The organism is Methylobacterium sp. CCH7-A2 (assembly GCF_001557075.1).
Lineage (GTDB): Bacteria > Pseudomonadota > Alphaproteobacteria > Rhizobiales > Beijerinckiaceae > Allobosea > Allobosea massiliensis.
This window is the reverse complement of sequence record NZ_LSKN01000264.1, coordinates 30,569-51,841: the sequence shown is the minus strand read 5'-3', so window position 1 is coordinate 51,841 and position 21,273 is coordinate 30,569. Positions and strand designations below refer to the sequence as shown.

Annotated in this window: 15 protein-coding genes and 3 pseudogenes; 9 read left to right on the top strand and 9 right to left on the bottom strand. The window is 65.7% G+C overall.

All coding sequences use genetic code 11. The features are described 5' to 3' along the window. Positions 1–119 precede the first annotated feature (119 nt). From AX750_RS19975 to AX750_RS26985, 8 genes and pseudogenes are all read left to right on the top strand, one after another. Entirely contained in the window at positions 120–1,163 is a 1,044-nt protein-coding gene (locus tag AX750_RS19975; RefSeq protein WP_066716088.1) for a molybdopterin cofactor-binding domain-containing protein, read from the top strand. Positions 1,164–1,167: 4 nt separating this feature from the next. Next, positions 1,168–2,052 (top strand): MoxR family ATPase, encoded by an 885-nt coding sequence (locus tag AX750_RS19970; RefSeq protein ID WP_066716090.1) that lies wholly within the window; start codon positions 1,168–1,170, stop codon positions 2,050–2,052. After that, positions 2,049–3,161: a VWA domain-containing protein gene (locus AX750_RS19965; RefSeq protein WP_066716092.1), complete on the top strand. Its 1,113-nt coding sequence runs from the start codon at positions 2,049–2,051 to the stop codon at positions 3,159–3,161. The genes AX750_RS19970 and AX750_RS19965 overlap by 4 nt, the downstream gene beginning before the upstream one ends. Next, positions 3,158–4,042, top strand: coding sequence for an amidohydrolase family protein (locus AX750_RS19960; protein WP_066716094.1), 885 nt, complete (start codon positions 3,158–3,160; stop codon positions 4,040–4,042). Before AX750_RS19965 ends, AX750_RS19960 begins: the two co-directional genes overlap by 4 nt. Before the next feature lie 12 nt (positions 4,043–4,054). Next, positions 4,055–4,903 carry an MBL fold metallo-hydrolase gene (locus tag AX750_RS19955; protein ID WP_066716096.1) on the top strand — a complete coding sequence of 283 codons (849 nt, stop codon included), beginning with the start codon at positions 4,055–4,057 and terminating at the stop codon, positions 4,901–4,903. Positions 4,904–4,914: 11 nt separating this feature from the next. Further along, positions 4,915–5,703: pseudogene (locus AX750_RS26995) on the top strand (SMP-30/gluconolactonase/LRE family protein); the annotation flags it as partial. Positions 5,704–5,731: 28 nt separating this feature from the next. Then, positions 5,732–5,818: pseudogene (locus tag AX750_RS26990) on the top strand (phage DNA packaging protein J); the annotation flags it as partial. Beyond that, on the top strand, positions 5,803–6,534 hold the full coding sequence (locus tag AX750_RS26985) for a cysteine hydrolase (protein WP_348626294.1): 732 nt from the start codon (positions 5,803–5,805) through the stop codon (positions 6,532–6,534). The pseudogene AX750_RS26990 and the gene AX750_RS26985, both read left to right, overlap by 16 nt. A gap of 249 nt (positions 6,535–6,783) precedes the next feature. Here AX750_RS26985 and AX750_RS26980 read toward each other — a convergent pair. The 9 genes and pseudogenes from AX750_RS26980 to AX750_RS19910 form a co-directional block, all read right to left on the bottom strand. Continuing rightward, a pseudogene (locus tag AX750_RS26980) lies at positions 6,784–7,036 on the bottom strand (hypothetical protein); the annotation flags it as partial. 37 nt (positions 7,037–7,073) lie between these two features. Further along, positions 7,074–7,895: an ABC transporter permease gene (locus tag AX750_RS19945; protein WP_066716100.1), complete on the bottom strand. Its 822-nt coding sequence runs from the start codon at positions 7,893–7,895 to the stop codon at positions 7,074–7,076. A gap of 16 nt (positions 7,896–7,911) precedes the next feature. Then, positions 7,912–8,847 carry an ABC transporter permease gene (locus AX750_RS19940; protein ID WP_066716105.1) on the bottom strand — a complete coding sequence of 312 codons (936 nt, stop codon included), beginning with the start codon at positions 8,845–8,847 and terminating at the stop codon, positions 7,912–7,914. A gap of 68 nt (positions 8,848–8,915) precedes the next feature. Then, a complete protein-coding gene (locus tag AX750_RS19935) occupies positions 8,916–10,514 on the bottom strand; it encodes an ABC transporter substrate-binding protein (protein WP_066716107.1) in 1,599 nt (532 codons plus the stop codon). Positions 10,515–10,630: 116 nt separating this feature from the next. Continuing rightward, positions 10,631–12,262, bottom strand: coding sequence for an amidohydrolase (locus tag AX750_RS19930; protein ID WP_066716109.1), 1,632 nt, complete (start codon positions 12,260–12,262; stop codon positions 10,631–10,633). A 93-nt stretch (positions 12,263–12,355) separates the two neighbouring features. Continuing rightward, on the bottom strand, positions 12,356–13,840 hold the full coding sequence (locus tag AX750_RS19925; protein ID WP_066716111.1) for a M81 family metallopeptidase: 1,485 nt from the start codon (positions 13,838–13,840) through the stop codon (positions 12,356–12,358). A gap of 813 nt (positions 13,841–14,653) precedes the next feature. Next, a complete protein-coding gene (locus tag AX750_RS19920) occupies positions 14,654–17,833 on the bottom strand; it encodes an efflux RND transporter permease subunit (protein WP_066716113.1) in 3,180 nt (1,059 codons plus the stop codon). 148 nt (positions 17,834–17,981) lie between these two features. Beyond that, on the bottom strand, positions 17,982–19,208 hold the full coding sequence (locus tag AX750_RS19915; RefSeq protein WP_066716115.1) for an efflux RND transporter periplasmic adaptor subunit: 1,227 nt from the start codon (positions 19,206–19,208) through the stop codon (positions 17,982–17,984). Positions 19,209–19,263: 55 nt separating this feature from the next. After that, positions 19,264–20,100 carry an alpha/beta hydrolase gene (locus AX750_RS19910; protein ID WP_082735361.1) on the bottom strand — a complete coding sequence of 279 codons (837 nt, stop codon included), beginning with the start codon at positions 20,098–20,100 and terminating at the stop codon, positions 19,264–19,266. A 135-nt stretch (positions 20,101–20,235) separates the two neighbouring features. Between AX750_RS19910 and AX750_RS19905 the strand changes: the two genes are divergently transcribed. Beyond that, positions 20,236–21,201 (top strand): LysR family transcriptional regulator, encoded by a 966-nt coding sequence (locus AX750_RS19905; protein ID WP_066716120.1) that lies wholly within the window; start codon positions 20,236–20,238, stop codon positions 21,199–21,201. Positions 21,202–21,273: the final 72 nt, after the last annotated feature.

Genomic DNA, 21,273 nt, shown 5'->3' with positions numbered 1-21,273 from the left:
CTATCAGCCGTCACCACCCTCCCCGACTGCGGCGCCAGCTCCGACGCCGGCTGCCCCCGCCCAGACCCAGCATGGCGCGGTCCGCTTCTCATCCGTCTTCGGCACGAGGAGGCGCTGACATGGCCCGTCACGAAGGTCGCGGCATGGCGTCGGTCAACTATCCGATCGGGATGAATCTCGGCGGCGATCCGAGTCAGGCCCTGATCCATTCAAACCCGGACGGCAAGTTCACCGTCGCGCTCTCGGCGATCGATCTCGGCCAAGGCATGAAGCAGGTCTCGCGGCAAATCGCGGCGGAGACGCTCGGCGTACCCGTCGAGGACGTCTATGTCGACACGGCCGACAGCGATACGGGCCCGCACGACATGGGCTCGTTCGCCTCGCGCGGCACGCATCGCATGGGCAACGCCATCATCGTCGCGGCGCGCGAGGCCCGCAGCGTGCTGCTGGAGGCCGCGGCCGAGGAACTCGAGGTCGATGCCGGCGACCTCGTCACCGACGGGCGCGGCAACATCCATGTCCGGGGCGCGCCCTCGCGCTCGATCACGGTCAAGGCGACCGCCCAGGCGGCGCAGTTCAAGCAGGGCAAGACCATCGCCGGGCGTGGGATCTTCCTGATCCCGCTTTCGGCGGTCGATGCCGAAACCGGCGAGATGAACCCCAACACCGCCTTCGCCCATGCCTGCCTTGTGGCGGATGTCGCGGTCGACGACGAAACCGGCGAGGTCGAAGTGCTCAGGATGACGAGCGCCTATGAACTCGGCCGGGTCATCAATCCCCGCATGGTCGAGCAGCAACTCGTCGGTGGGGCCTGGATGGGGATCAGCCACGCACTCTACGAGACGCCCGAGCCCTATTATCCCGACACGGCCCATGGCCCGCGCGACTTCAACGAGTACCTGATGCCGGGGCCGGGCGAGATCGCGCCCTATCATGTCACGGTGCTGGAGCGCCCCGCGCCGGACGGGCCCTATGGCGGCAAGGGGCCGGGCGAAATGTGCGCCAACCCCGTCCTGCCGGCGATCGCCAACGCCGTCTACAACGCGGTCGGCGTGCGCGTCGACGAGCTGCCGATCACGCCAGAGAAGATCCTGCGCGGCATCCGGGCCAATGGCGGGGTCAAGCCCGGCCCGCGCCGCGGCGGCCCCGTGACCTGGCGGTGACGGCATGGCGCTGCGCAGCACCGTCGCCGGCCTCTCCAGCCCCGAGGACCTCGCCCAGGCCCTGACGGGCGCGATGTATCTCGCCGATGACGGCATCGCCACCGCCGGCTATCTCGCGCTGGCGCTCGGCAAGCCGCTGCTGCTCGAGGGCGCGCCCGGCGTCGGCAAGACCGAAGCTGCCAAGGCCATCGCCGGCATCCTCGGGCGCCAGCTGATCCGGCTGCAATGCTTCGAGGGCATCGACGCGTCGGCTGCGCTCTATGAGTGGAACTATCCGCGCCAGATGCTGGCGATCCGGCAGGCCCGTGAAGGCGAGACACTCGACATCTATCGCGACGATTTCTTGATCGAGCGGCCGATGCTGACGGCGCTGCGGCGGCCGGAGTCGACCGTGCTGCTGATCGACGAAATCGATCGGTCCGATCATGAATTCGAGGCCTTCCTGCTCGAATTCCTGTCCGATTTCTCGATCTCGATCCCCGAGCGCGGCACCCTGCGCGCCGCCGAGCGTCCGGTCGTGGTCTTGACCTCGAACCGCACGCGGGAGCTGCACGAGGCGCTGCGACGCCGCTGCGTCTATCACTACATCGCCTATCCCGAGCCCGAGCGGGAGGCGCAGATCATCATGATGCGCTCCTCAGCCGTTGCGGAAGGGACGGCACGGGCCGTCGTCCAAGCCATCGGGCTTCTGCGCCAGGAGCCGCTGGCGAAGCCGCCGGGCGTGGCCGAGGCCGTCGACTGGGCGGAGGCCGCGACCGCGCTCGCCCGGGCCGGAGCGCCCTGGCCGGAGGCCTTCCGCCGGTCGCTGGGCGCCGCGATCAAGGACGAGGAAGATTTCGTCCATCTGCGGCCCCGCCTGCCGCTGATCATCCCGGGATTGGCGGCATGACCGCTCCCCTCCCCGCCGCTGCGCGCCTGCTCGTCGCCTTCCCGACACTGCTGCGCGGGCATGGATTCTCGATCGCGCCCGAACAGACGACCAGCTTCCTGATGGCGGTCGAGCTGCTGGGTCCGCGCAGCATCGAGCACATCCGCAAAGCGGCGGTTGCCACGCTCGCGCCCCATCCCGAACAGCGCGTACTGTTCGACACGCTGTTCGACCTGCATTTCCTCGGCGCCATCGCAGAGCCCGGCGACGAGGATTTCGCGCCCGACGACGAAATGGCGGTCCAGGAGGATTCCGGTTCGCGGGAAATCCTGGTCGGCGAGGAGGTCAACGAGACCGGTCAGGCTGCAACGGGGGCCGAAGCGCTATCCGTGCGGGCCTTACAGCCTCTCGACGAAAGCGAAACGCTGCGCCGCTTCGCCCGCGCGCTGCCGGCCGCCCTGCCCCGCCGCCGCGGCTATCGCCATCGCAGCGCCAGGCGGGGTCCCAGCGTCGATCTCGCCCGCAGCCTGCGCGCCGCGATCCGCCATGATGGCGAGGTGATGAGCCTGAAGAAGCTCAGGCGTGTCACCCGGCCGCGCCCAATCCTGCTGCTGATCGACGTCTCCGGCTCGATGAAACAGCGCAGTGACGCCAACCTCGCCCTGGCCCATGCGGTGGTGCAGGCGGCGCCCCGGGCGGAGGCCTTCACCTTCGGCACCAGGCTGACACGGGTGACACGCGCTCTGCGCCGCCGGCGCCGCGAACAGGCACTGGCCGAGGCATCGGGACTGGTCGCCGACTGGGATGGCGGCACCCGGATCGGCGATGCGCTGCAGGCCTTCCTCGCCGTCCCGCGCTTCGCCTCCTACGGGCGCGGGGCCGTCGTCGTGGTGCTGTCGGATGGTCTGGAGCGCGGCGATCCGGCGGCGCTCGTGTCGGCCGTCACGCGGCTGGCGGCCCGGGCCCACCGCATCGACTGGCTGACGCCGCTTGCGGCCGATCCCGGTTACCGGCCCGAGACCGAGGCATTGCGCCTGATCGCACCCGCACTCGCGAGCCTGGGCAATGGCGGCAGCACGGCGCGGATCTGCCGCCACATTCTTTCGCTGGGAGCCTCGGTCGCCGCATGATCGGAATCATTGACTCGCATTTCCACATCTGGCGCCAGGCCGACCTGCCTTGGCTCGTTGGCCCCATGCAGCCGCGCATCTTCGGCCCCTATGAGCCGATCCGGCGGGACTATCCGATTGCGGAGTACCTCGCGGATTGCCGTCCCTGCGGCGTCGTCGAGGCGGTCTATGTCCAGGCGAACTGGGCCCCCGCACGCCATCTCGACGAGGTCGCCTTCGTCTCGCAGGCTTCCGATGAATCCGGCTTCCCGATCGCCATCGTCGCCTATGCTGACCTGCTTGCGGACGACGTCCGGCCGCAGCTCGACGCCCTGGCGCAAAACCCGCGGGTGCGCGGCGTGCGGATGCAGCTGCACTGGCACGAGAACCCGCTCTATCGCTTCGCCAGCGGACCTGATCTCTGCCGCGACCCACGTTTCCAGGCGAATGTTGCGCGGCTGGCTGACTACGCCTTCAGCTTCGACCTGCAGGTCTTCGCCCCTCAGATGGCGGGCGCCGCCGAGCTCGCCGCCGCTTGTCCGCAGGTGACCTTCGTTCTGCAGCACGCCGGCATGCTGGAGGACCTCTCGCCGGAGGGCGTGGCGCAATGGCGGGACGGCATGCGGTCGCTCGCCGGCCAAGCCAACATCGTCAGCAAACTCTCGGGGCTTGGCACCTTCCTGCGCCAAAACGATCCGGCGCATGTCCGCTTCGTCGTGGCTGAGACACTTGCGCTTTTCGGAGCCGAACGGTGCCTATTCGGCTCCAATTTCCCGATCGAGAAGCTTTGGACCTCCTATCCACAGTTGATCGACGCCCATCGCGCCGCCGTGCCTACCGACGCGGCGGACGCTGTTTTCGGCCACACCGCGCGGCGGATCTACCGCCTCGCCCAGCCCTGACGGAGAACCTCCATGGCCCTCGAGATCAAGATCCTCGACTATGGCGATATCGAGCTGGAATCGAGCTTCCTCGTGCTCGGCCGCGATTGCGGGCGCACGCGGCGCGTACCGACCTACGGCTTCCTGATCCTCGGTGGCCCCTGGCCCGTCGTCGTGGACACCGGCTACCGCCATAACCAGATCATGGAGACGCTCGGCATGCGCGGGCTCCAGTTCCACGAGAACATGATCGAGAACCAGCTTGCCAAACACGGCGTGCGGATGGGCGATGTGCGCTACGTCATGCACACCCACCTCCATATCGATCATGCCGGGAAGGACGAGCTTTTCCCGATGAACACGACAGTGATCGTCAATCGGCGCGAGCTGGAATACTCCGTCTCCGGGCTGATGCACCCGCAGTATCCGGCGCCCGACATCAAGCACCTGATCGACCGGCTGCACACGCGCGACGCCCTGCGCTTCGAGGATCTGGAGCTATCCGGGATGATCGAGCTCTTCCCGGGCTGCTATCTGGAAGCGGCCGGGGCCCATACCGAGGGCTCGATGAACGTCCATGTCGACACGATCGAGGGGCGCGCCATCATCTGCGGCGACGTGATCTACGATTTCAACGACCAGATCGTCACGCCCTTCCACGAGATCAGCGCCAACGAGCCGCGCACCACAGGCAATCACGGCGTCTCCAAGCGTGAGGAAAAGGCCGCGATCAAGAAGCTGCTCTCGGTCGGCAAATTCCTGCTGCCGGTCCATGACAAGCCGGCCAAGGTTGCCCATGGCCAGGTCGTCGGCCGCATGGACATGGCGGTCCCCGGACCTGTCGTCCAGTCGCTGCCGCCGCGCAACTGGTTTGCAGCCTAAGGCCTGCCGCCATGACGACGCACATCGCCGTCCGCCCCGCCTTCGCCGATCTCGTCGACCTCTGGGCGCCGGTGCGCCAACTCGGCACCGGCTTTGAATTCTGCGAAGGGCCGGTCTGGCATCCGCGCGATCAGCATCTGCTGTTCTCCGACATGCCGGGCGACGTCCGCCGTCGCTGGGACAGAAGCGGTGTGCGCGAGGTCAGACGGCCGGCGAACAAATGCAACGGCATGACCTATGATGCCGACCTCAACCTGATCGTCTGCGAGCACGCAACCTCGTCGCTGATCCGCGAGCGGCCGGACGGACGCCGCGAAGTGCTGGCCTCGCATTTCGAGGGCCAGGAGCTCAACAGCCCCAACGACGTGGTGGTGAAGTCGGACGGGTCGATCTACTTCTCCGACCCCTGGTATGGCCGCATGCCCGTCTTCGGCGTCGAGCGGCCGCGGCAGCTCGGCTTCCAGGGCGTCTATCGCATCCCGCCGGGCGGGGGCGAACCGCAGCTCCTGGTCGACCGCTATCTCTTCGACCAGCCCAATGGCCTTTGCTTCTGCCCGACCGAGGACCGGCTTTTCGTCAACGACACGGTGCAGCACAACATCCGTGTCTTCCCGATCCTGCCCGACGGGCGGCTCGGGCCGGGGCGCATCTTCGCGTCGGGCATCGTCTCGGCGAGCGAGCCCGGCGTGCCCGACGGCATGAAATGCGACGCGCAGGGCAACCTCTGGGTCTGCGGACCCGGCGGCGTCTGGGTCTACACCATCAAGGGTGAGCTGATCGGCAAGCTGCGCGTGCCCGAACTCGTCGGCAACCTGACCTGGGGCGGGCCGGACTGGCGCACGCTGTTCCTCACCGCAACCCATTCGCTCTACGCCGTCGAAACGAAGATCGGCCCGCGGATGGAGCCCTATATGAAGGCCGGCGGCGCGGCGACCGGCCATAATGGCAACGCGCCAGCCGAGCCCGTATTGGGCGTCAAACCTGCGGCGACCGTCGCCGCCAGTGGCGCGAAGAAGGCCGCGGCCGGCTACAGGCTCGACCCGGTGCGCTGCGCCCTGATCATCCAGGACATGCAGAACGACGTCGTCATGGAGGGCGGCGCCTTCGCCTCCTCCGGCTCGCCGGAGCATTGCAAGCAGCAGAACGCGATCGCCAACGCGTCGAAGCTCGCCCAGGCGGCCCGCGCACGTGGCGTCCCCGTGATCCACGTCTGGTTCGTGGTCGAGCCCGGCGCGCCGGGCGTGACCATGAACGCCCCGCTGTTCGAGGGACTTGCCGACGCCAAGGCGCTGGTGCGCGGGAGCTGGGGCTGCGCCCCCGTGCCGGGGCTTGAGGCGCAGACTGGAGACCATGTCGTCGAAAAATGCCGCATGAGCGCCTGGGAGGGCACCCGGCTCGAGACGGTGCTCAAGGCGCTCGGCCGTGACGTCGTCATCGTGAGCGGCGCCTGGACAAACATGTCGATCGAACACACGGCGCGCACAGGCGCGGACAAGGGCTACTTCGTGCTTGTGCCGGAAGACGCCTGCTCGACGATGAACGCCGAATGGCACATAGCCTCGGTGAATTACGCGATGCAGAATGTCGCGGTCGTCACGGATATCGACACCGTGATCGCTGCATGGGCGTGAGAGCGCAGACGAGGCGTTTCCACCGCCTGGCCTTTCCATGAGCGCCTGCGGATGGCGATTCCCGGCGAAGCCAGCCATCGACCTTCGCATCAATCTACAGATGCGAGCGTAGCTGGCCCGTCGTTTCGACGATGGGTTGAGGATACTCGCCGCCAGCGCCGCTTTGTCCTGCGGCAAGAAGCGACCGCAGTGGTTCTGAACCATCTCGGGCGTGTCCTGAATGGCGTAGCTTGCCTGCTCTTCAGAGCCGACGCCGTCCCGCCGCAGCAGGATGTGCAGGCGCCTCGAGCCAAACTTGCCGCCGCCGTTGACCCGCATGGGTCTTCAGGCGCACCCGGATCGTTGCGTCGTCGGACCGCCACGAGGCACAGCGATAGGCCTTCGCGTCAAGCCCGATCAGGCTGCACGCCCGACACTACGAGTAGCTCTTCTCTTCGATGGCCCACGCCACGAACGCTCTCCGCGATCCGGGCTTCAGACCTTGGGGCCAGGGTTGTCCTAGCCAGTGGAGTTGATCGAGACGGTGAAAAAAGATGCCGTCACGCTTGGCGCAGCTGCGAATGGGGATCGAGGATGTCGCGCAGCCCGTCGCCCAGAAGATTGAGGCCGAGCACCGTCATGAAGATGGCGAGGCCCGGGAAGATCGAGATCCAGGGCGCTGTGGTGATCTGGTCGCGCGCGTCGGAGAGCATGCTGCCCCAGCTTGGAAACGGAGGCCTGATGCCCAGACCCAGGAAGGAGAGCGCAGCCTCCGCCAGCACCGCGCCGCCCATGCCCAAGGTGCCGATCACGATGATCGGACCCGCGATGTTGGGGAGAATTTGCGTCAGCATGATCCTGGTATTGCTACTGCCAAAGGAGCGGGCGGCCTCGACATAACCCTGCTGCTTGACCGAAAGCGTGGCGGCCCGCGAGAGCCGGCAAGTGTATGACCAGTTCGTCAGGCCAAGCGCGATCAGGAGGCTGGTCAGGCCGGGCTGCAGGATCGCCATGATCGCAAGCGCGAAGATGAGCGACGGGATCGACAGCATGAGATTGGTCAGGCCATTGACGACATCGTCCCACCAGCCACCGAAATAGCCGGCCGACATGCCCAGCGCCACGCCGATCACCGTATTGATCAGCTGCGAGACGATGCCGACCGTCAGCGAGATGCGCGCGCCGTAGAGCACACGGCTGTAGATGTCGCGACCCTGCGCATCGGTCCCGAACCAGAACTCGCCACCGGGCGGGACCTCGGCATTCATCAGGTTGGCGTCCATCACTGGGTCGGTATGGGCCAGCCAGGGCGCAAATGCCCCGCCGACGACGACGGCAGCGAAAAGGGAGCCGCCGATCCAGAGGTTAGCCCGGAATTTCATCCTGTTTCCTGTGTGTTTACGTGTACTTGATGCGTGGATCGATCAGCGCGCAAAGCACGTCCACGATGATGTTCACGATGAGGAAGAAGAGCACGAGGAGGAGAATGCAGGCCTGGACCACCGGAATATCGCGTAGCGAGACGCTGTCGACCAGAAGCGATCCGATGCCGGGCCAGGCGAAGAGCTTCTCGATGACGACGGCCCCGCCCATGATCGAGCCGAACTGCAGGCCGAGTGTCGTCAACACGATGACTGCCGCATTGCGTGCCACATGCCAGCGCATTACGCGCACCTCGCTGTTGCCCTTCGCGCGAGCGGTCCGCACGAAATCCGCGTTCATGACCTCGAGCACAGCGGCCCGTGTTGTGCGTGCCAGAAGAGCCAGAGGCGCGACGCCGAGTGCGACGGCGGGCAAGACCAGATAGCGCAGATCGCCGTCGCCATAACCAAAGCTCGGAAACCAGCCGAGTATCAGCGCGAAGCCGTACATCAGCATCAGGCCGAGCCAAAACTGAGGTAGCGACAATCCCGAGACGGCGACAATCATCGACTGGATGTCGAGCCAGCCTCCCGGCTTGAGCGCCGCAATGAAGCCGAGAGGGACGCCGAAGACGATGGCAAACAGCATCGCGGCCATCGCCAGTTGCAGGCTCGGCCAGATCCGCTCCAGCAGCGAGTGAATCACCGGCTGGCGTGTCCTGAAGGACGTGCCGAGATCGAACGTCATCAGCTTGCCGACATAGTTGGCGAAGCGGACATGAACGGGGTCGTCGAGACCGAACTGCTTGTTCATCCGCGCGACCTGTTCGGCGTCAACGACCGTGCGGCCATCGGCCATCTGGGTCGATGCGAAATCGCCCGGAATGACGCTGAACATCACAAACACGAGTCCCGCGACGGCGAGCAGGATTGGCACCGCCTGGAGCAGGCGTCGGACGACATAAGGCAGCATGACATACCTCGCGAGGGCACCTGGCGGCTGTGCCGCCAGGTGCCGGTTTTCAACCCTTGGCGCGAGCTCTACTTGGCCGCAGGCGACGTCTCGTCGACCCACAGATCCTCGTAATACTGCAGGGCGAGCTCGGTCGCGTTGGGCTGCAGGCCATGCAGCCAAGGCTGATAACCGAGAACCGCCTTGTTGTAGTTGAAGAACCACACAGGTGCCTCCTCGTACAGGACCGCGTTAGCCTTTTTGAGGATCTCGTTGCGCTTGGTCAGATCATCCGTCGCGCCGGCTTCGTCGATCAGCTTGTCGACCTCGGCGTTGCTGAAGGTCGTGTAGTTGCAGGCGCTCCGCGGGGTTTTGGAGTGGAAGCATTTCATCTGTGTCAGGGGATCGGGCCCCGAGGTGTTGGACCAGATATAGGCCTGGAAATCACCCTTCGCGACGATTCCGCCCAGCGCTGAGCCCTCGACGGGTTTGACCTTCACCTTGATGCCGACCTTGGCGAGCATCGGGATCGTTGCCTCGACGATCGGAATGCCCCAGCTCTCGTTTGGGCTCGCCGTCCATTCGAACTCGAACCCGTCGGGATAGCCGGCTTCCGCCAGCAGCTTTTTGGCCTTCTCGGGATCGAAGGCGTAAGGTTTCAATGCCTTGTCATAGGCGGGCGAGGACAAGGGCAGCCAGCTGGTGGCGCGATAGGCTTTGTTGCGGACGAGCCGCGAGATGATGAGGTCGGCGTCGATCGCATGGTTGATAGCCTGGCGCACACGCTTGTCGGAGAAGGGCTTGTACGTCGGGTTCATGCCCATGTTGCGAGTAAAAACCTCGGCGACTTCCAAGATGCCCTTCTTGAGGTTGGCGTCGGCCTGATAGGCGACATATTGCGTCGGGCCCAGGATCGAGACGTCGATCTCCTTGTTGCGGAAGGCGACGTCGCGTGCTGCGGCTTCGCCCATCGGCGAGATCACCAACCGATCGGCATAGGGCTTACCGGCGACATAGAACTTCTCCCAGCGCTCGAAGACCATCCGCGACCCGGGGATGTGCTCGACGAACTTGAACGGCCCAAGGCCGATCGGCTTGTTGAAGAAGTTGGGATCCTGCGCTTCCTTCGCCGGGAAGATCGAAGTTGTCGCAGTCCGGAACAGGAAGCCCGGCTCGCCCTTCTCGATCAGCGTGATCTCCAATGTGAAATCATCGATCTTCTTCAGGCCGGAGATTTCCTTCGCCGTGCCGTTCTGGACGTCGAGCGCGCCCTTGATCCGCCGGATGAAGGCGGCGCCGGGATAGTTCTTCGACGGGTCCATCAGGCGCGTATAGCTCCAGATGATGTCGTCGGCCGTCATCTTGCGGCCATTGTGGAACAGCGCGTCGTCGCGCAGCTTGAAGGTGTGGACGAGGCCGTCAGCAGAGGTGCTGACACTCTTGGCGAGCTCCAGGACCGGCTTGTTGTTGACCGAGTCCCATTTGTAGAGGGAGCGATGCAGCGCATAGCCATAGATCTCGTCCTGGATCTGGTTCGAGACATGACTGTCATTGCTGACGAAGGACGTTGCATAAGGCGCGGTAAAGCGGATTGTCCCGCCTCGGCGTGGCTCTTGGGCCTGCACCTGCGCTTGCAACGCGAGCGCCGACAGAGTGACTGCCGTTGTAAGAACGAGTTTCTTGAGCATTCCGACGTTACTCCCTTTTGGCTTTTCGACCGTCATGCCCGAGCGTCCATCGCCTGGGCTGCGGCTTTCGTTGCGACCAAAAGCATCGGGCGGATGCTCGCAGTCGATAGGCGGTGTTAGTGGGTGCCTCCTTCGCGCTCGAAGACCACTTCGCCGCCCCGGATCGTCAGATCGCAGCGCGTATCGTTCAGGATCTCATGCGGCTCGGCGGTCAGCAGATCGCGTGAAAAGACCGCCACGTCTGCCAGATAACCTGGAATGAGACGGCCTTTCACGTGCTCCTGCTTCTGCGAAAAGGCGCCATACTCCGTGTAAGCCTGCAGCGCTTGCTCTGGCGAGACGCATTCGCGCGCCTCCATCACGGTGCCGCGCCAGGTCTTGCGTGTGATCATGGCGTGGAAGTTGGGAAACGGGTTGGGGTCGCAGACCGGCGCGTCGCTCCCGGTTGCGGGCTTGAGGCCCAGCCTGAACCAGGTCCCCAACGGATAGCATGGCAGGCCGCGCTCCGGGCCCAGCACCTTCACATAGGCATCACCGAAATCATGAATGAAGGCCTGCTGCGGGCAGGGATAGATACCTGCCTCGATCATCCGCTCATGCTGCTGCGGTGTCGAGAAGCCGCAATGTTCGACGCGATGGCGCCGGTCGGGATCGGGGTGCGCGGCGAGCGCCTTTTCATAGGCCGTGATCAATTGCTCGATCGCGGCATCGCCGATCGCGTGACAGGCCAACTGGTAGCCCATCTCATGCGCATCCATGACCTCGCGCTCGAGGTCGGCATCCTGCTTCATCTGGACGCCTGTCGTCTGGTCGTCGCCGAGATAGGGTTGCGACATCCAGGCGGTGCGGCCGCCGGCAGAACCATCGAGGAAGAGCTTGACCGCGCCGATCATCAACATGTCGTCGCCTGTGCCGGAGATCAGCCCCGCCGCGTGGCATTGCGGCACGATCGAGCGACCGTCATCGCCGAGTAGGGTCAGCCAGGTCCGCACCGGAAGCCGGCCGTCGCGCTTGGCCCGGTGATAGGCGGCGATCTCTGCAAACCCCGCCTTCTGGCCGACGGCTGCGTCCATGCAGCTGGTAATGCCGAGCGAAAGCAGATAGTTGCCGCCTCGCTCAATCCCGCCGACGAGATCCTCTTCAGTCGGCACGGGGATCGCGGCCCGGACCAGTGCCGAGCCGTTCTCGGCCAAGAGCCCGGTCAGCCGACCGTTCTGCTGCTCGATGAGGCCGTCCGAAGGAGGCGGTGTATTCTCATCGATACCAGCGAGCGCGAGCGCCCGCGAGTTGCAGATCCAGATATGGCCGCAAGCGCGGACCAGCACGACCGGGTTGTTCGGCGACGCCCGGTCGAGTTCCTCGCGATAGGGGTGACGGCCGACATCGAGCTTTGTCTGGTCGTAGCCACGCGACATGATCCATTCGCCTGGCCTCGCCCGAGCGGCGCGGGTCGCGATCGCATCGAGCAGGCTGTCGAGGGTCGGGGCGACGGCCGGCTTGGTATCGACCCAGTCCATCGTCAAGCCGAGCGATATCAGGTGAAGATGGGAATCATTCAGCCCGGGCGTGGCAAACCGACCCTGCAGGTCGATGATGCGCGTCCCCGGTCCCACCAGGGCGGCGATCTCCGCGTCGCGTCCGGCTGCCAGCACCCGACCTTGCCAGATCGCTAGCGCCTCGACCGTGCCCTCCTCATATCCGCACCAGATCGGGCCGTTCCGCAGAACGATGTCGGCCTGCACGCTCATGAACGCATCCCGCCTGCCGGGACATGGATCTTGAATACCATCGTAGTTCCTCCTGTCGCCTTGTCGCCGCCGGCACTTGGTGGCCGGTCGTTTTCAGATATCGTCGAGCGGAAAGATCGGCCTGCGCACCTTCCGATAGGGCCGCTGCTTAAAGTTGCGGGTCGACAGTGCGCCGGTATCCACCTCCAGCACCTCCCGTGCGATCGGCTCGAAAGCGGCCCGGAAATGCTGCATTGATTTGACGATCAGCGTCGCTTTGCGCAGCGGATCGACGCCGAGCGAGGTGAACTGGGCAAGGTCCGTCGCTTGGCCGTTATGGGTGATGACGATGATTTCGACATCGTCGACCCGCAGGAGAGCCGAAAGGCCATAGTTGCGCCAGACGCCGCCTGCCATCGGACCGTAGCACAGGAAGCGGCCATCGGTCAGCGCCACCACATGCGCGTCGAGATCGAGCGGGCCCCCGCCCATGCTCGGATCGACCTTGCCGCCGAGCCTCAGCCGCACCCTGTTGCCGACGCCAGCCGCCTGCGCCGCCAGCGCCGCTTCGGGGTCGCGGATCGCGTGAAAGCCGACATTCTTCAGCCCGGCCTCGAGCACCGCGCGCAGGAGCGTCGTCGCGTCGCCATAGGCGCCGGAGCCTGGATTGTCGGAATAATCCGAGATCACCAGCGGCTTGCCGCCCGTCAGGCCCCCCGCCTCGACTTCGCCGGCCTTCGCGCGGGCCATGGCCTCAGCGAGCGGCGTGAAGCCGATCGATGAGAAATGCCGCTGCTCCCAGGCATAGTCCATCATCTCCTCGGCGATGGCCTGCGCCCGGGCGCGGTCATTGGCGGTGACGACCACGGAGGGGCCGATGTCATGCACGTCGGCCGAAGAAAAGCCGGCTTGCACGCTGACGACGAGCGCCTCGCCCGAGGACTCGATCGCGTCGGCGCGTCGCAGCATCTCCTTGAAGGGCGGCGAGGTCGTGCGGCCGCCATCGAGTGCATAGAGGATCGGCCGGCGCGCTACCGCGCAGACCGGCGCGATGGCACCTGCCATCGCCTTCTCCAGAAGCTCGGCCGCCTGCCAGGTCCGCTCATACATGTCGACATGCGGATAGGTGCGGTAGGAGATCAGCGCATTGGCGCTGTCGGCCATCGCCTGCGTCAAGGTCGCGTGCAGGTCGAGCACGGCCATGATCGGGATGTCGGGGCCCAGGCGAGCGCGCAGGCGGGAAAGCATCTCACCCTCGCCATCATCCGAGCTTTCCGTCGCCATCGCGCCGTGGAGATGCAGCAGCACGCCGTCGACGCCCTCGCAGGCCTTCAGGATCATGCCGGCAAAAAGCTCGAACGCCGCATCCGTGACGCGGCCCGACGGGTTGGCATGCGCCGTCAGCGGATGGACGAGGCTCCAGCCGAACCGCTCGGCGGCCTCGAAGGCCGCCCCCATCGCCGTCCGCGTGCCACGAAAGGCCGGCGGGATCGCGTCGCCGACCAGAACGCCGGCATGGCGGAACGTGGCCTCGTCGGTGAGCTGAACACTGAACGTGTTCGTCTCATGCATGAATTCGGCAATCAAAACCCGCCGCATCTCATCTCCCTGTCGACCGGATCACTTTTGCTTCGGATCCTTCGGCCCTGTTTGGACGATCGTCTCGGCTGTCACCAACTCTCACAGGCGCATGCGCTCCCTGCGATCGAACCCTTGCCGATCAACGGTGATTGTGCTCGCCGCGCCCCCAGAGTGCCCCGTTGAACGGGTGGCTGTCGGCGCCGGGGCCGCTCATGGTCACATACAATTCCCGATGCCCACGTTGACGATGGTTGCTCTGAATCGTCCCCACGCTATCGCCCGTCAGCCCCAGATCGCCTTGCTCTTCATGGTTGCCCGGCGCATCGACGGATAGAACCCGCAGTTTCGACAAAATGATCGACCGTTTTCTCGACGATCTGCCAAGTTGACTCGGCACTCTGACGGCTGACCTATTGGCGGTGCCCCTCTCGCCGTCTTGACGGAAACCGCCCGCGCTCACTTTCAGGACCCTGCTGGAACCCGGGCTTGTCCAAAATCACGGTGCATAACCGTCTGACGTGGTCGGGCGCTGGGCGTGATCGCGCGGGACCAAAGGCTGGGCTTTGAGGCAGCGGCCGCATCCTCAACCGGGTCAATGCTCACGGTTGGAGCCTGCGACAGAATTGGACGGGTCCGTCCAATTCTGTCGCGATGCCACTCGGCTGGGCCGTCGGCGCGACGTGAAGCGCTTTTACAGAATCCTGGACAGTTCGGCACTTATCCGTTGAGCCGTTTCAAGGACGAGCCGCTCGCACAGTTCGTGGCGCCGCTCGTCATGGCGGCCGCAACCACCACGTAAGCGATTGAAAGTGTTCTAGCCTGGGGACGCCGTCATTCCGCAGCGCTCAACTGTGGGATCTCGACAACGTGACGCGCAAGCGGCTTGTTGCCGGCGAGCTTGCGCATCAACACGTAGAACACCGGCGTCAGGAAGATGCCGAAGGCGGTGACGCCGATCATGCCGGCGAAGACCGCGATGCCCATGGCCTGACGCATCTCGGCGCCCGCCCCGGTCGAGAGCACCAGCGGCACCACGCCCATGATGAAGGCGAGCGAGGTCATCAGGATCGGCCTCAGGCGAAGCCGGCTGGCCTCGATCGCGGCCTCGACCGGCGTCCTGCCCTCGAATTCGAGCTCGCGCGCGAACTCCACGATCAGGATCGCGTTCTTGGCCGATAGTCCGACCAGCACCACAAGTCCGATCTGGGTGAAGACGTTGTTGTCGCCGCCCGACCACCAGACGCCGGCCATCGCCGCGAGCAGGCCCATCGGGATGATCAGGATGATCGCGATCGGCAGCGTCAGGCTCTCATACTGCGCCGCCAGCACCAGGAAGACGAGCAGGATCGCGATCGGAAACACCAGCATCGCAGAGTTGCCGGCCAGGATCTCCTGATAGGTCAGCTCGGTCCATTCGAAGGCGAAGCCTTTGGGCAGCGTCTCGGCCGCGATGCGCGTGATCGCGTCCTGCGCCTGGCCGGAGGAATAGCCAGGAGCCGGGCCGGCATTGATGTCGGCGCTGAGGAAGCCGTTATAGCGCATCGCGCGTTCGGGGCCGGCATCGCTGCGGACGTTCAGCACCGCAGAGAGCGGCACCATCTCGCCTGAGTTCGAGCGGACCTTCAGCTTGCCGATATCCTCCTGATAGGCGCGGAAGGGCGCATCGGCCTGGACGCGCACCGTGTAGGTGCGGCCGAACTTGTTGAAGTCGTTCACATAGGACGAGCCGAGATAGATCTGCAGAGTCTCGAAGACATCCGTCACGGGCACGCCGAGCTGGCGCGCCTTGGTGCGGTCGATGTCGGCATAAAGCTGCGGGACATTGACCTGGAAGCTCGAGAACATGCCGGCGATCTCCGGCGCGGTCGCGGCCTTGGCCATGAATGCCTTGGTCGCCTCGTCGAGCGCCTTGTAGCCGAGGCCGGCGCGGTCCTCGATCTGCAGCTTGAAGCCGCCGATCGTGCCGAGCCCCTGCACGGGCGGCGGCGGGAACATCGCGATGAAGGCGTCCTTGATGCCGGCGAAGTCCTTGTTGAGCTGCATGGCGACGGCGTTGCCGGAGAGCGCCGGGTCCTTGCGCTGGTCGAAGGGCTTCAGGCCGACGAAGACGATGCCGGCGTTCGACGAGTTGGTGAAGCCGTTGATCGACAGGCCCGGGAAGGAGATCGCGTTCTCGACGCCGGGATGCTTCAGCGCGATCTCGTCCATGCGGCGGATCACATCCTCCGTCCGGTCGAGGGTGGCTGCGTCCGGGAGCTGGGCGAAGCCGACGAGATACTGTTTGTCCTGGCCCGGCACGAAGCCTGACGGCACGGCCTTGAACAGCACGCCGGTCAGCGCGACGAGGCCGACATAGAGCACCATCATCACCGTCTTGCGGCCGAGGATGCGGCGCACGCCGCCGCCATAGGCCTCCGACGAGCGCTGGAAGAAGCGGTTGAAGCCGCGGAAGAACCAGCCGAATACCCGGTCCATGAAGCGCGTCAGCGCATCCTTGGGGGCGTGATGGCCCTTCAGCAGCAGGGCAGCCAGAGCCGGCGACAGCGTCAGCGAGTTGACCGCCGAGATCACCGTCGAGATCGCGATGGTCAATGCGAACTGCCGGTAGAACTGGCCGGTCAGGCCCGAGATGAAGGCGAGCGGCACGAAGACCGCGACCAGCACCAGCGCGATCGCGATGATCGGTCCGGACACCTCGCGCATCGCCTTGTAGGTCGCCTCGCGCGGCTCGAGACCATGTTCGATGTTGCGCTCGACATTTTCGACGACAACGATCGCGTCGTCGACGACGATGCCGATCGCCAGCACGAGGCCGAACAGTGAGAGCGCGTTGATCGAGAAGCCGAAGAGATACATCACCGCGAAGGTGCCGACGACCGAGACCGGCACGGCGACGAGCGGGATGATCGAGGCGCGCCAGGTCTGCAGGAAGACGATGACGACGAGCACGACCAGCGCGATCGCCTCGAGCAGTGTCGTGATCACCGCCTTGATCGAGGCGCGCACGAACTGCGTGGTGTCGTAGACGATCGAATAGTCCACGCCCTCGGGCATGTTCTGCTTGATCTCGCGCATCGTCTCCTGGACGCGGTCGGCGATGGCGATCGCGTTCGAGTTCGGCGCCTGGAACACCGGCACCGCGACCGCCGACTTGCCGTTGAGCAGCGAGCGCAGCGCGTATTCCGCCGCCCCCAGCTCGATGCGGGCGACGTCCTTGAGGCGGATCACGGCGCCGCTGGCGACGGTCTTCACGATGATGTCGCCGAACTCCTCCTCGCTGGCGAGGCGCCCCTGGGCGTTGACGGAAAGCTGAACGTCGAGCCCCGGCCCACTCGGCGAGGCGCCGATCACGCCGGCCGCAGCCTGAACGTTCTGGGCCCGGATCTCGCGGACGATGTCGGAGGGCGAGAGACCGTGCTCGGCGACTCTCTGCGGGTCGAGCCAGACGCGCATCGAGTAGTCGCCCGAGCCGAAGAGCTGGACCTGGCCGACGCCGTCGATGCGCGCCAGCCGGTCCTTGACGTTGAGGACGGCGTAGTTGCGCAGATAGGTCATGTCATAGCGGCCGTTCGGCGAGGTGATGTGCACCACCATCGTCAAATCCGGCGAGCTCTTGATGGTGGTGACGCCGAGGCGACGCACCTCCTCCGGCAGGCGCGGCTCCGCCTGCGAGACCCGGTTCTGCACCAGCTGCTGGGCCTTGTCCGGGTCGGTGCCGAGCTTGAAGGTGACGTTCAGCGTCATCACGCCGTCGGTCGTCGCCTGGCTCGACATGTAGAGCATGCCCTCGACGCCGTTGATGTGCTCCTCGATCGGCGTCGCGACCGTCTCTGCGATGACACGGGGATTGGCGCCGGGATATTGCGCGCGCACCACCACGGTCGGCGGCACGACCTCGGGATACTCCGAGATCGGCAGGATGCGCAGCGAGATCAGCCCGGCGAGGAAGATCAACACGGAAAGCACGCCGGCGAAGATCGGCCGGTCGATGAAGAATTTGGACAGGTTCATGGCACGCCCCCCTTTGGAGCGGATGTCTTGCGTGACGAAAGCGCCGTCATGCTCGGGCCTGACCCGAGCATCCCGGAAACCAGTGCACTCTGGTCCTGAGATTCTCGGGTCTGCGCTTCGCTTCGCCCGAGAATGACGCGCGTCTGGATCAGCGCTGGGCGATCTCGGTCTTGGCGGCGCCGCGCTTCAGTTCGGCCTTTTCGGCCATGGGCACGGGCTCGGGCGCGACCGTCGCGCCCGGCCGGATGCGCTGCAGGCCGTTGACGACGATGCGCTCGCCGGCCTTGAGGCCAGAGGTGACGACGCGCAGCCCGTCATTCGGAGCTCCGAGCGTGACCTCGCGCCAGAGCGCCTTGTTGTCGTCGCCGACGACGAAAACGAACTTCTTGTTCTGGTCGGTGCCGACGGCGCGTTCGTTGATCACGAGGCTTTGCTCGGCCTTGGCCTGGCCCAACTGCACGCGCACGAACTGGCCCGGCAGCAGCTTGCCGTCGGGATTGTCGAGCAGCGCACGAACGCGCACTGTGCCGCTAGCGGCATCGACGCCGTTATCGACGAAATGCAGCTTGCCGGTGAACGTCGCAGCCTCGCTGGTCGCGGTCGCCAGCCGGACCGGGATGCGGTCGAGCGCACGCTCGGCTCCCGGCAGGCTCGCCAGCGCCTCGAGCATCGTGCGCTCGTCGGCGTCGAACGAGGCATAGACCGGATCGACGGAGACCAGTGTGGTCAGCGCCGGAGCAGAGGCGCCCGCCGCGACCAGGTTGCCGATCGTCACGCCGAGCCGGCCAATGCGCCCGCTGATCGGCGCGCGGATCTGCGTATAGTCGAGGTTGAGCCGCGCCGTCTGCAGGGCAGCCTCGGCAGCGCGCAGATTGGCCTGCGCCTCGCGCATTGCATTGTAGCGCGTATCCAACTCGCGCTGCGAGACATTGCGGCTCGCCATCAGCTGCTGCCCGCGCTCATGTTCGCTCGAGGCCAGGGCGACGCGCGCCTCAGCCGCCATAACCTGAGCCTGCGACCGCTCGAACTCGGCGAGATAGGGCGCCTGGTCGATGCTGATCAATAGATCGCCCTGTCGCACCAGCCCGCCCTCGCGGAAATGCACGGATTCGACCACACCCGAGACGCGTGAGCGCAGTTCGACCCGCTCGATTGCCTCGAGCCGGCCGGAGAACTCAGCCCAGTTGACGATATCGCGCTGCTCGACGGTCGCGACCGAAACCGCGGCTGCAGGCGCCGCCGCAGGGGCGGCGGCAGGCGTATCGCCCTGCGCGTACCCGCCGAACAGGTTGAAGGCCAAGGCGAGACTGGCGAGCGACGCGCCGGCGGCGAGACCGCCGCCCAACAGGCCACGACGATGCGTTCCCTGAATCATGGGTTCGTTCCTTCGATGAGAGCAATGTTGAATGCGAAAGGCGCTCTTGAGGGCGCTAGGGCGGTGCGTTCAGGGCGTAGAACTCACTCACATGGCGCACCGACAGGCAAAGACAGGACTCGTTTCGGGGCGCCCCGGCATAGCCGGCCGGCCATTGCGTCGGCCCCGTCTGCACATGGTGGCGCACGCTCACACCCGCTTCCTGCAGGCGCGCGGCGTAGGCGGCGGCCTCGTCGCGCATCGGATCGTCCTCGCCGCTGATCAGCAGTGCCGGAGGCAGGCCCGCGAGCCGAGAGGCGTTCGCCGGCACTGCATAGGGATGGGCCGCCTTGTCGGGGGTGCCGAGATACTGGGCCCAGCCATCGGCCCAATGGCAGCCGACAGGGCCGGCATCCGCCTCGCGCAGCGAGCAGGTTCCCACGCAGGCATCGAGCATCGGCGAGAGGAGAATCTGCCCTGCGAGCGCCGGACCGCGCCGGTCGCGCGCCATCAGCGCGAGCGCGGCAGCGAGATTGCCGCCCGCCTCCTCGCCCGCGACATAGAGCGGCGCCTGCTTTGCGGCCCAGCGGGCGCGGTTCTTGCCGATCGAATGGAGCGTTGCATAGGCCGCTTCCAGCGCCTCGGGAAACCGGTGCGCCGGGGCCAGCGGATAGTCCAGCGAGATCACGACAGCTCCAGCCTCGGACAGCATCGTCGCCACGGCTTCGCCCTGCGCCAGCGAGCCGTTGGTGAAGGCACCACCGTGCAGATGCAGGACGACCCCGGCATCGGCCGCAATCTGTGCCGGCGCGTAGAGCCTCGCGGCCATCGTCGCAGGTCCGGCCACGATCGCCTCCGCACGCCAGAAGACGGCGCGGGGGTTGCGATAGGGCTGGTTAGAGGGTGCGAGCATGGCGCGACCTGCGATGTTGCGATGCATCATGATCTAGGTGATGATGATTGACTAATAAATGTTGGTTCCGCTCATTCATTATTCCTATATGGAAACAATCCGTGGGGCCGCGATAGCGACAGGTCGGGAGAAGTCATGGATCAGCTAAGCGCCATGCGCGCCTTTGTCAGGGTCGTTGAGGCCGGCACCTTCACCCGCGCCGCGCAACTGCTCGACATCCCCAAACCGACCCTGACCAAGCAGATTCAGCAGCTCGAGGCGCATCTGCGGGCAAAACTTCTCAATCGTACGACGCGACGCGTCACGGTGACGATGGACGGAGCCGCCTACTACGAACGTGCCAACCGGCTTCTCGGCGAACTCGACGAGCTGGACGCCAGCATGACTCTCGCCCAAGCCCGCCCGAGCGGCCGGCTGCGCGTGGACTGCAGCTCGGCCTTGGCGATCTCGGTCATCATCCCGGAGCTGCACGCGTTCCATGCCCGTTACCCGGACATCCAGCTCGATCTCGGCCTCAGCGACCGACCGACCGATCTCGCCGCCGAGAATCTGGACTGCGCGGTCCGGGCCGGCGACCTCACGGACCAGAGCCTGATCGCGCGGCGGATCGGCGAGATGCAGCTGATCACCTGCGCCGCGCCCGATTATCTCGCTCGCTTCGGCGTGCCGCTCCATCCCCGCGATATCGAGGACGGGCACCGTGTCGTCGCCTATCGCCCCTTGCTGGGCAACCGGCTCCTTCCGATGATCTATCAGAACCAGCAGGAGAAGATCGAGATCACCGGCCGCTACGTCATTTCTCTGAATGAGGGCATGGGCTATCTCGCGGCAGGGCTCGCCGGCCTCGGCATTCTGCAGTTGCCGACCTTCATGGCGCGCGAGCCGATCGCTGAGGGGCGCCTCTCGCCGCTGCTGCTGGATTGGTGCACGGCACCTAAACCGCTTCACATCGTCTACCCGCCCAACCGGCACCTCAGCAACAAGGTGCGCGTCTTCGTCGATTGGCTGGCGGAACTCTTCGGTAAAGGCGCCTTCGAACTGGCCAAAAATTCCTCGTACGCCCCCCCGCGCCATACGCGCTGCGAAACGCTGCCGCCATGATCCATCGCAGCGGCATGCCAGATCCCACAAGTATCCCGGCGTTCTGGCCAGGCGGTCGGCCTGTCTCTCCGT

What these genes read in the sequence shown, in the direction of transcription:
- AX750_RS19975 (WP_066716088.1), top strand. Translation starts at nt 120, where the DNA reads ATGGCCCGTCACGAAGGTCGCGGCATGGCGTCGGTCAACTATCCGATC.
- AX750_RS19970 (WP_066716090.1), top strand. Translation starts at nt 1,168, where the DNA reads ATGGCGCTGCGCAGCACCGTCGCCGGCCTCTCCAGCCCCGAGGACCTC.
- AX750_RS19965 (WP_066716092.1), top strand. Translation starts at nt 2,049, where the DNA reads ATGACCGCTCCCCTCCCCGCCGCTGCGCGCCTGCTCGTCGCCTTCCCG.
- AX750_RS19960 (WP_066716094.1), top strand. Translation starts at nt 3,158, where the DNA reads ATGATCGGAATCATTGACTCGCATTTCCACATCTGGCGCCAGGCCGAC.
- AX750_RS19955 (WP_066716096.1), top strand. Translation starts at nt 4,055, where the DNA reads ATGGCCCTCGAGATCAAGATCCTCGACTATGGCGATATCGAGCTGGAA.
- AX750_RS26985 (WP_348626294.1), top strand. Translation starts at nt 5,803, where the DNA reads ATGGAGCCCTATATGAAGGCCGGCGGCGCGGCGACCGGCCATAATGGC.
- AX750_RS19945 (WP_066716100.1), bottom strand. Translation starts at nt 7,895, where the DNA reads ATGAAATTCCGGGCTAACCTCTGGATCGGCGGCTCCCTTTTCGCTGCC.
- AX750_RS19940 (WP_066716105.1), bottom strand. Translation starts at nt 8,847, where the DNA reads ATGCTGCCTTATGTCGTCCGACGCCTGCTCCAGGCGGTGCCAATCCTG.
- AX750_RS19935 (WP_066716107.1), bottom strand. Translation starts at nt 10,514, where the DNA reads ATGCTCAAGAAACTCGTTCTTACAACGGCAGTCACTCTGTCGGCGCTC.
- AX750_RS19930 (WP_066716109.1), bottom strand. Translation starts at nt 12,262, where the DNA reads ATGAGCGTGCAGGCCGACATCGTTCTGCGGAACGGCCCGATCTGGTGC.
- AX750_RS19925 (WP_066716111.1), bottom strand. Translation starts at nt 13,840, where the DNA reads ATGCGGCGGGTTTTGATTGCCGAATTCATGCATGAGACGAACACGTTC.
- AX750_RS19920 (WP_066716113.1), bottom strand. Translation starts at nt 17,833, where the DNA reads ATGAACCTGTCCAAATTCTTCATCGACCGGCCGATCTTCGCCGGCGTG.
- AX750_RS19915 (WP_066716115.1), bottom strand. Translation starts at nt 19,208, where the DNA reads ATGATTCAGGGAACGCATCGTCGTGGCCTGTTGGGCGGCGGTCTCGCC.
- AX750_RS19910 (WP_082735361.1), bottom strand. Translation starts at nt 20,100, where the DNA reads ATGCTCGCACCCTCTAACCAGCCCTATCGCAACCCCCGCGCCGTCTTC.
- AX750_RS19905 (WP_066716120.1), top strand. Translation starts at nt 20,236, where the DNA reads ATGGATCAGCTAAGCGCCATGCGCGCCTTTGTCAGGGTCGTTGAGGCC.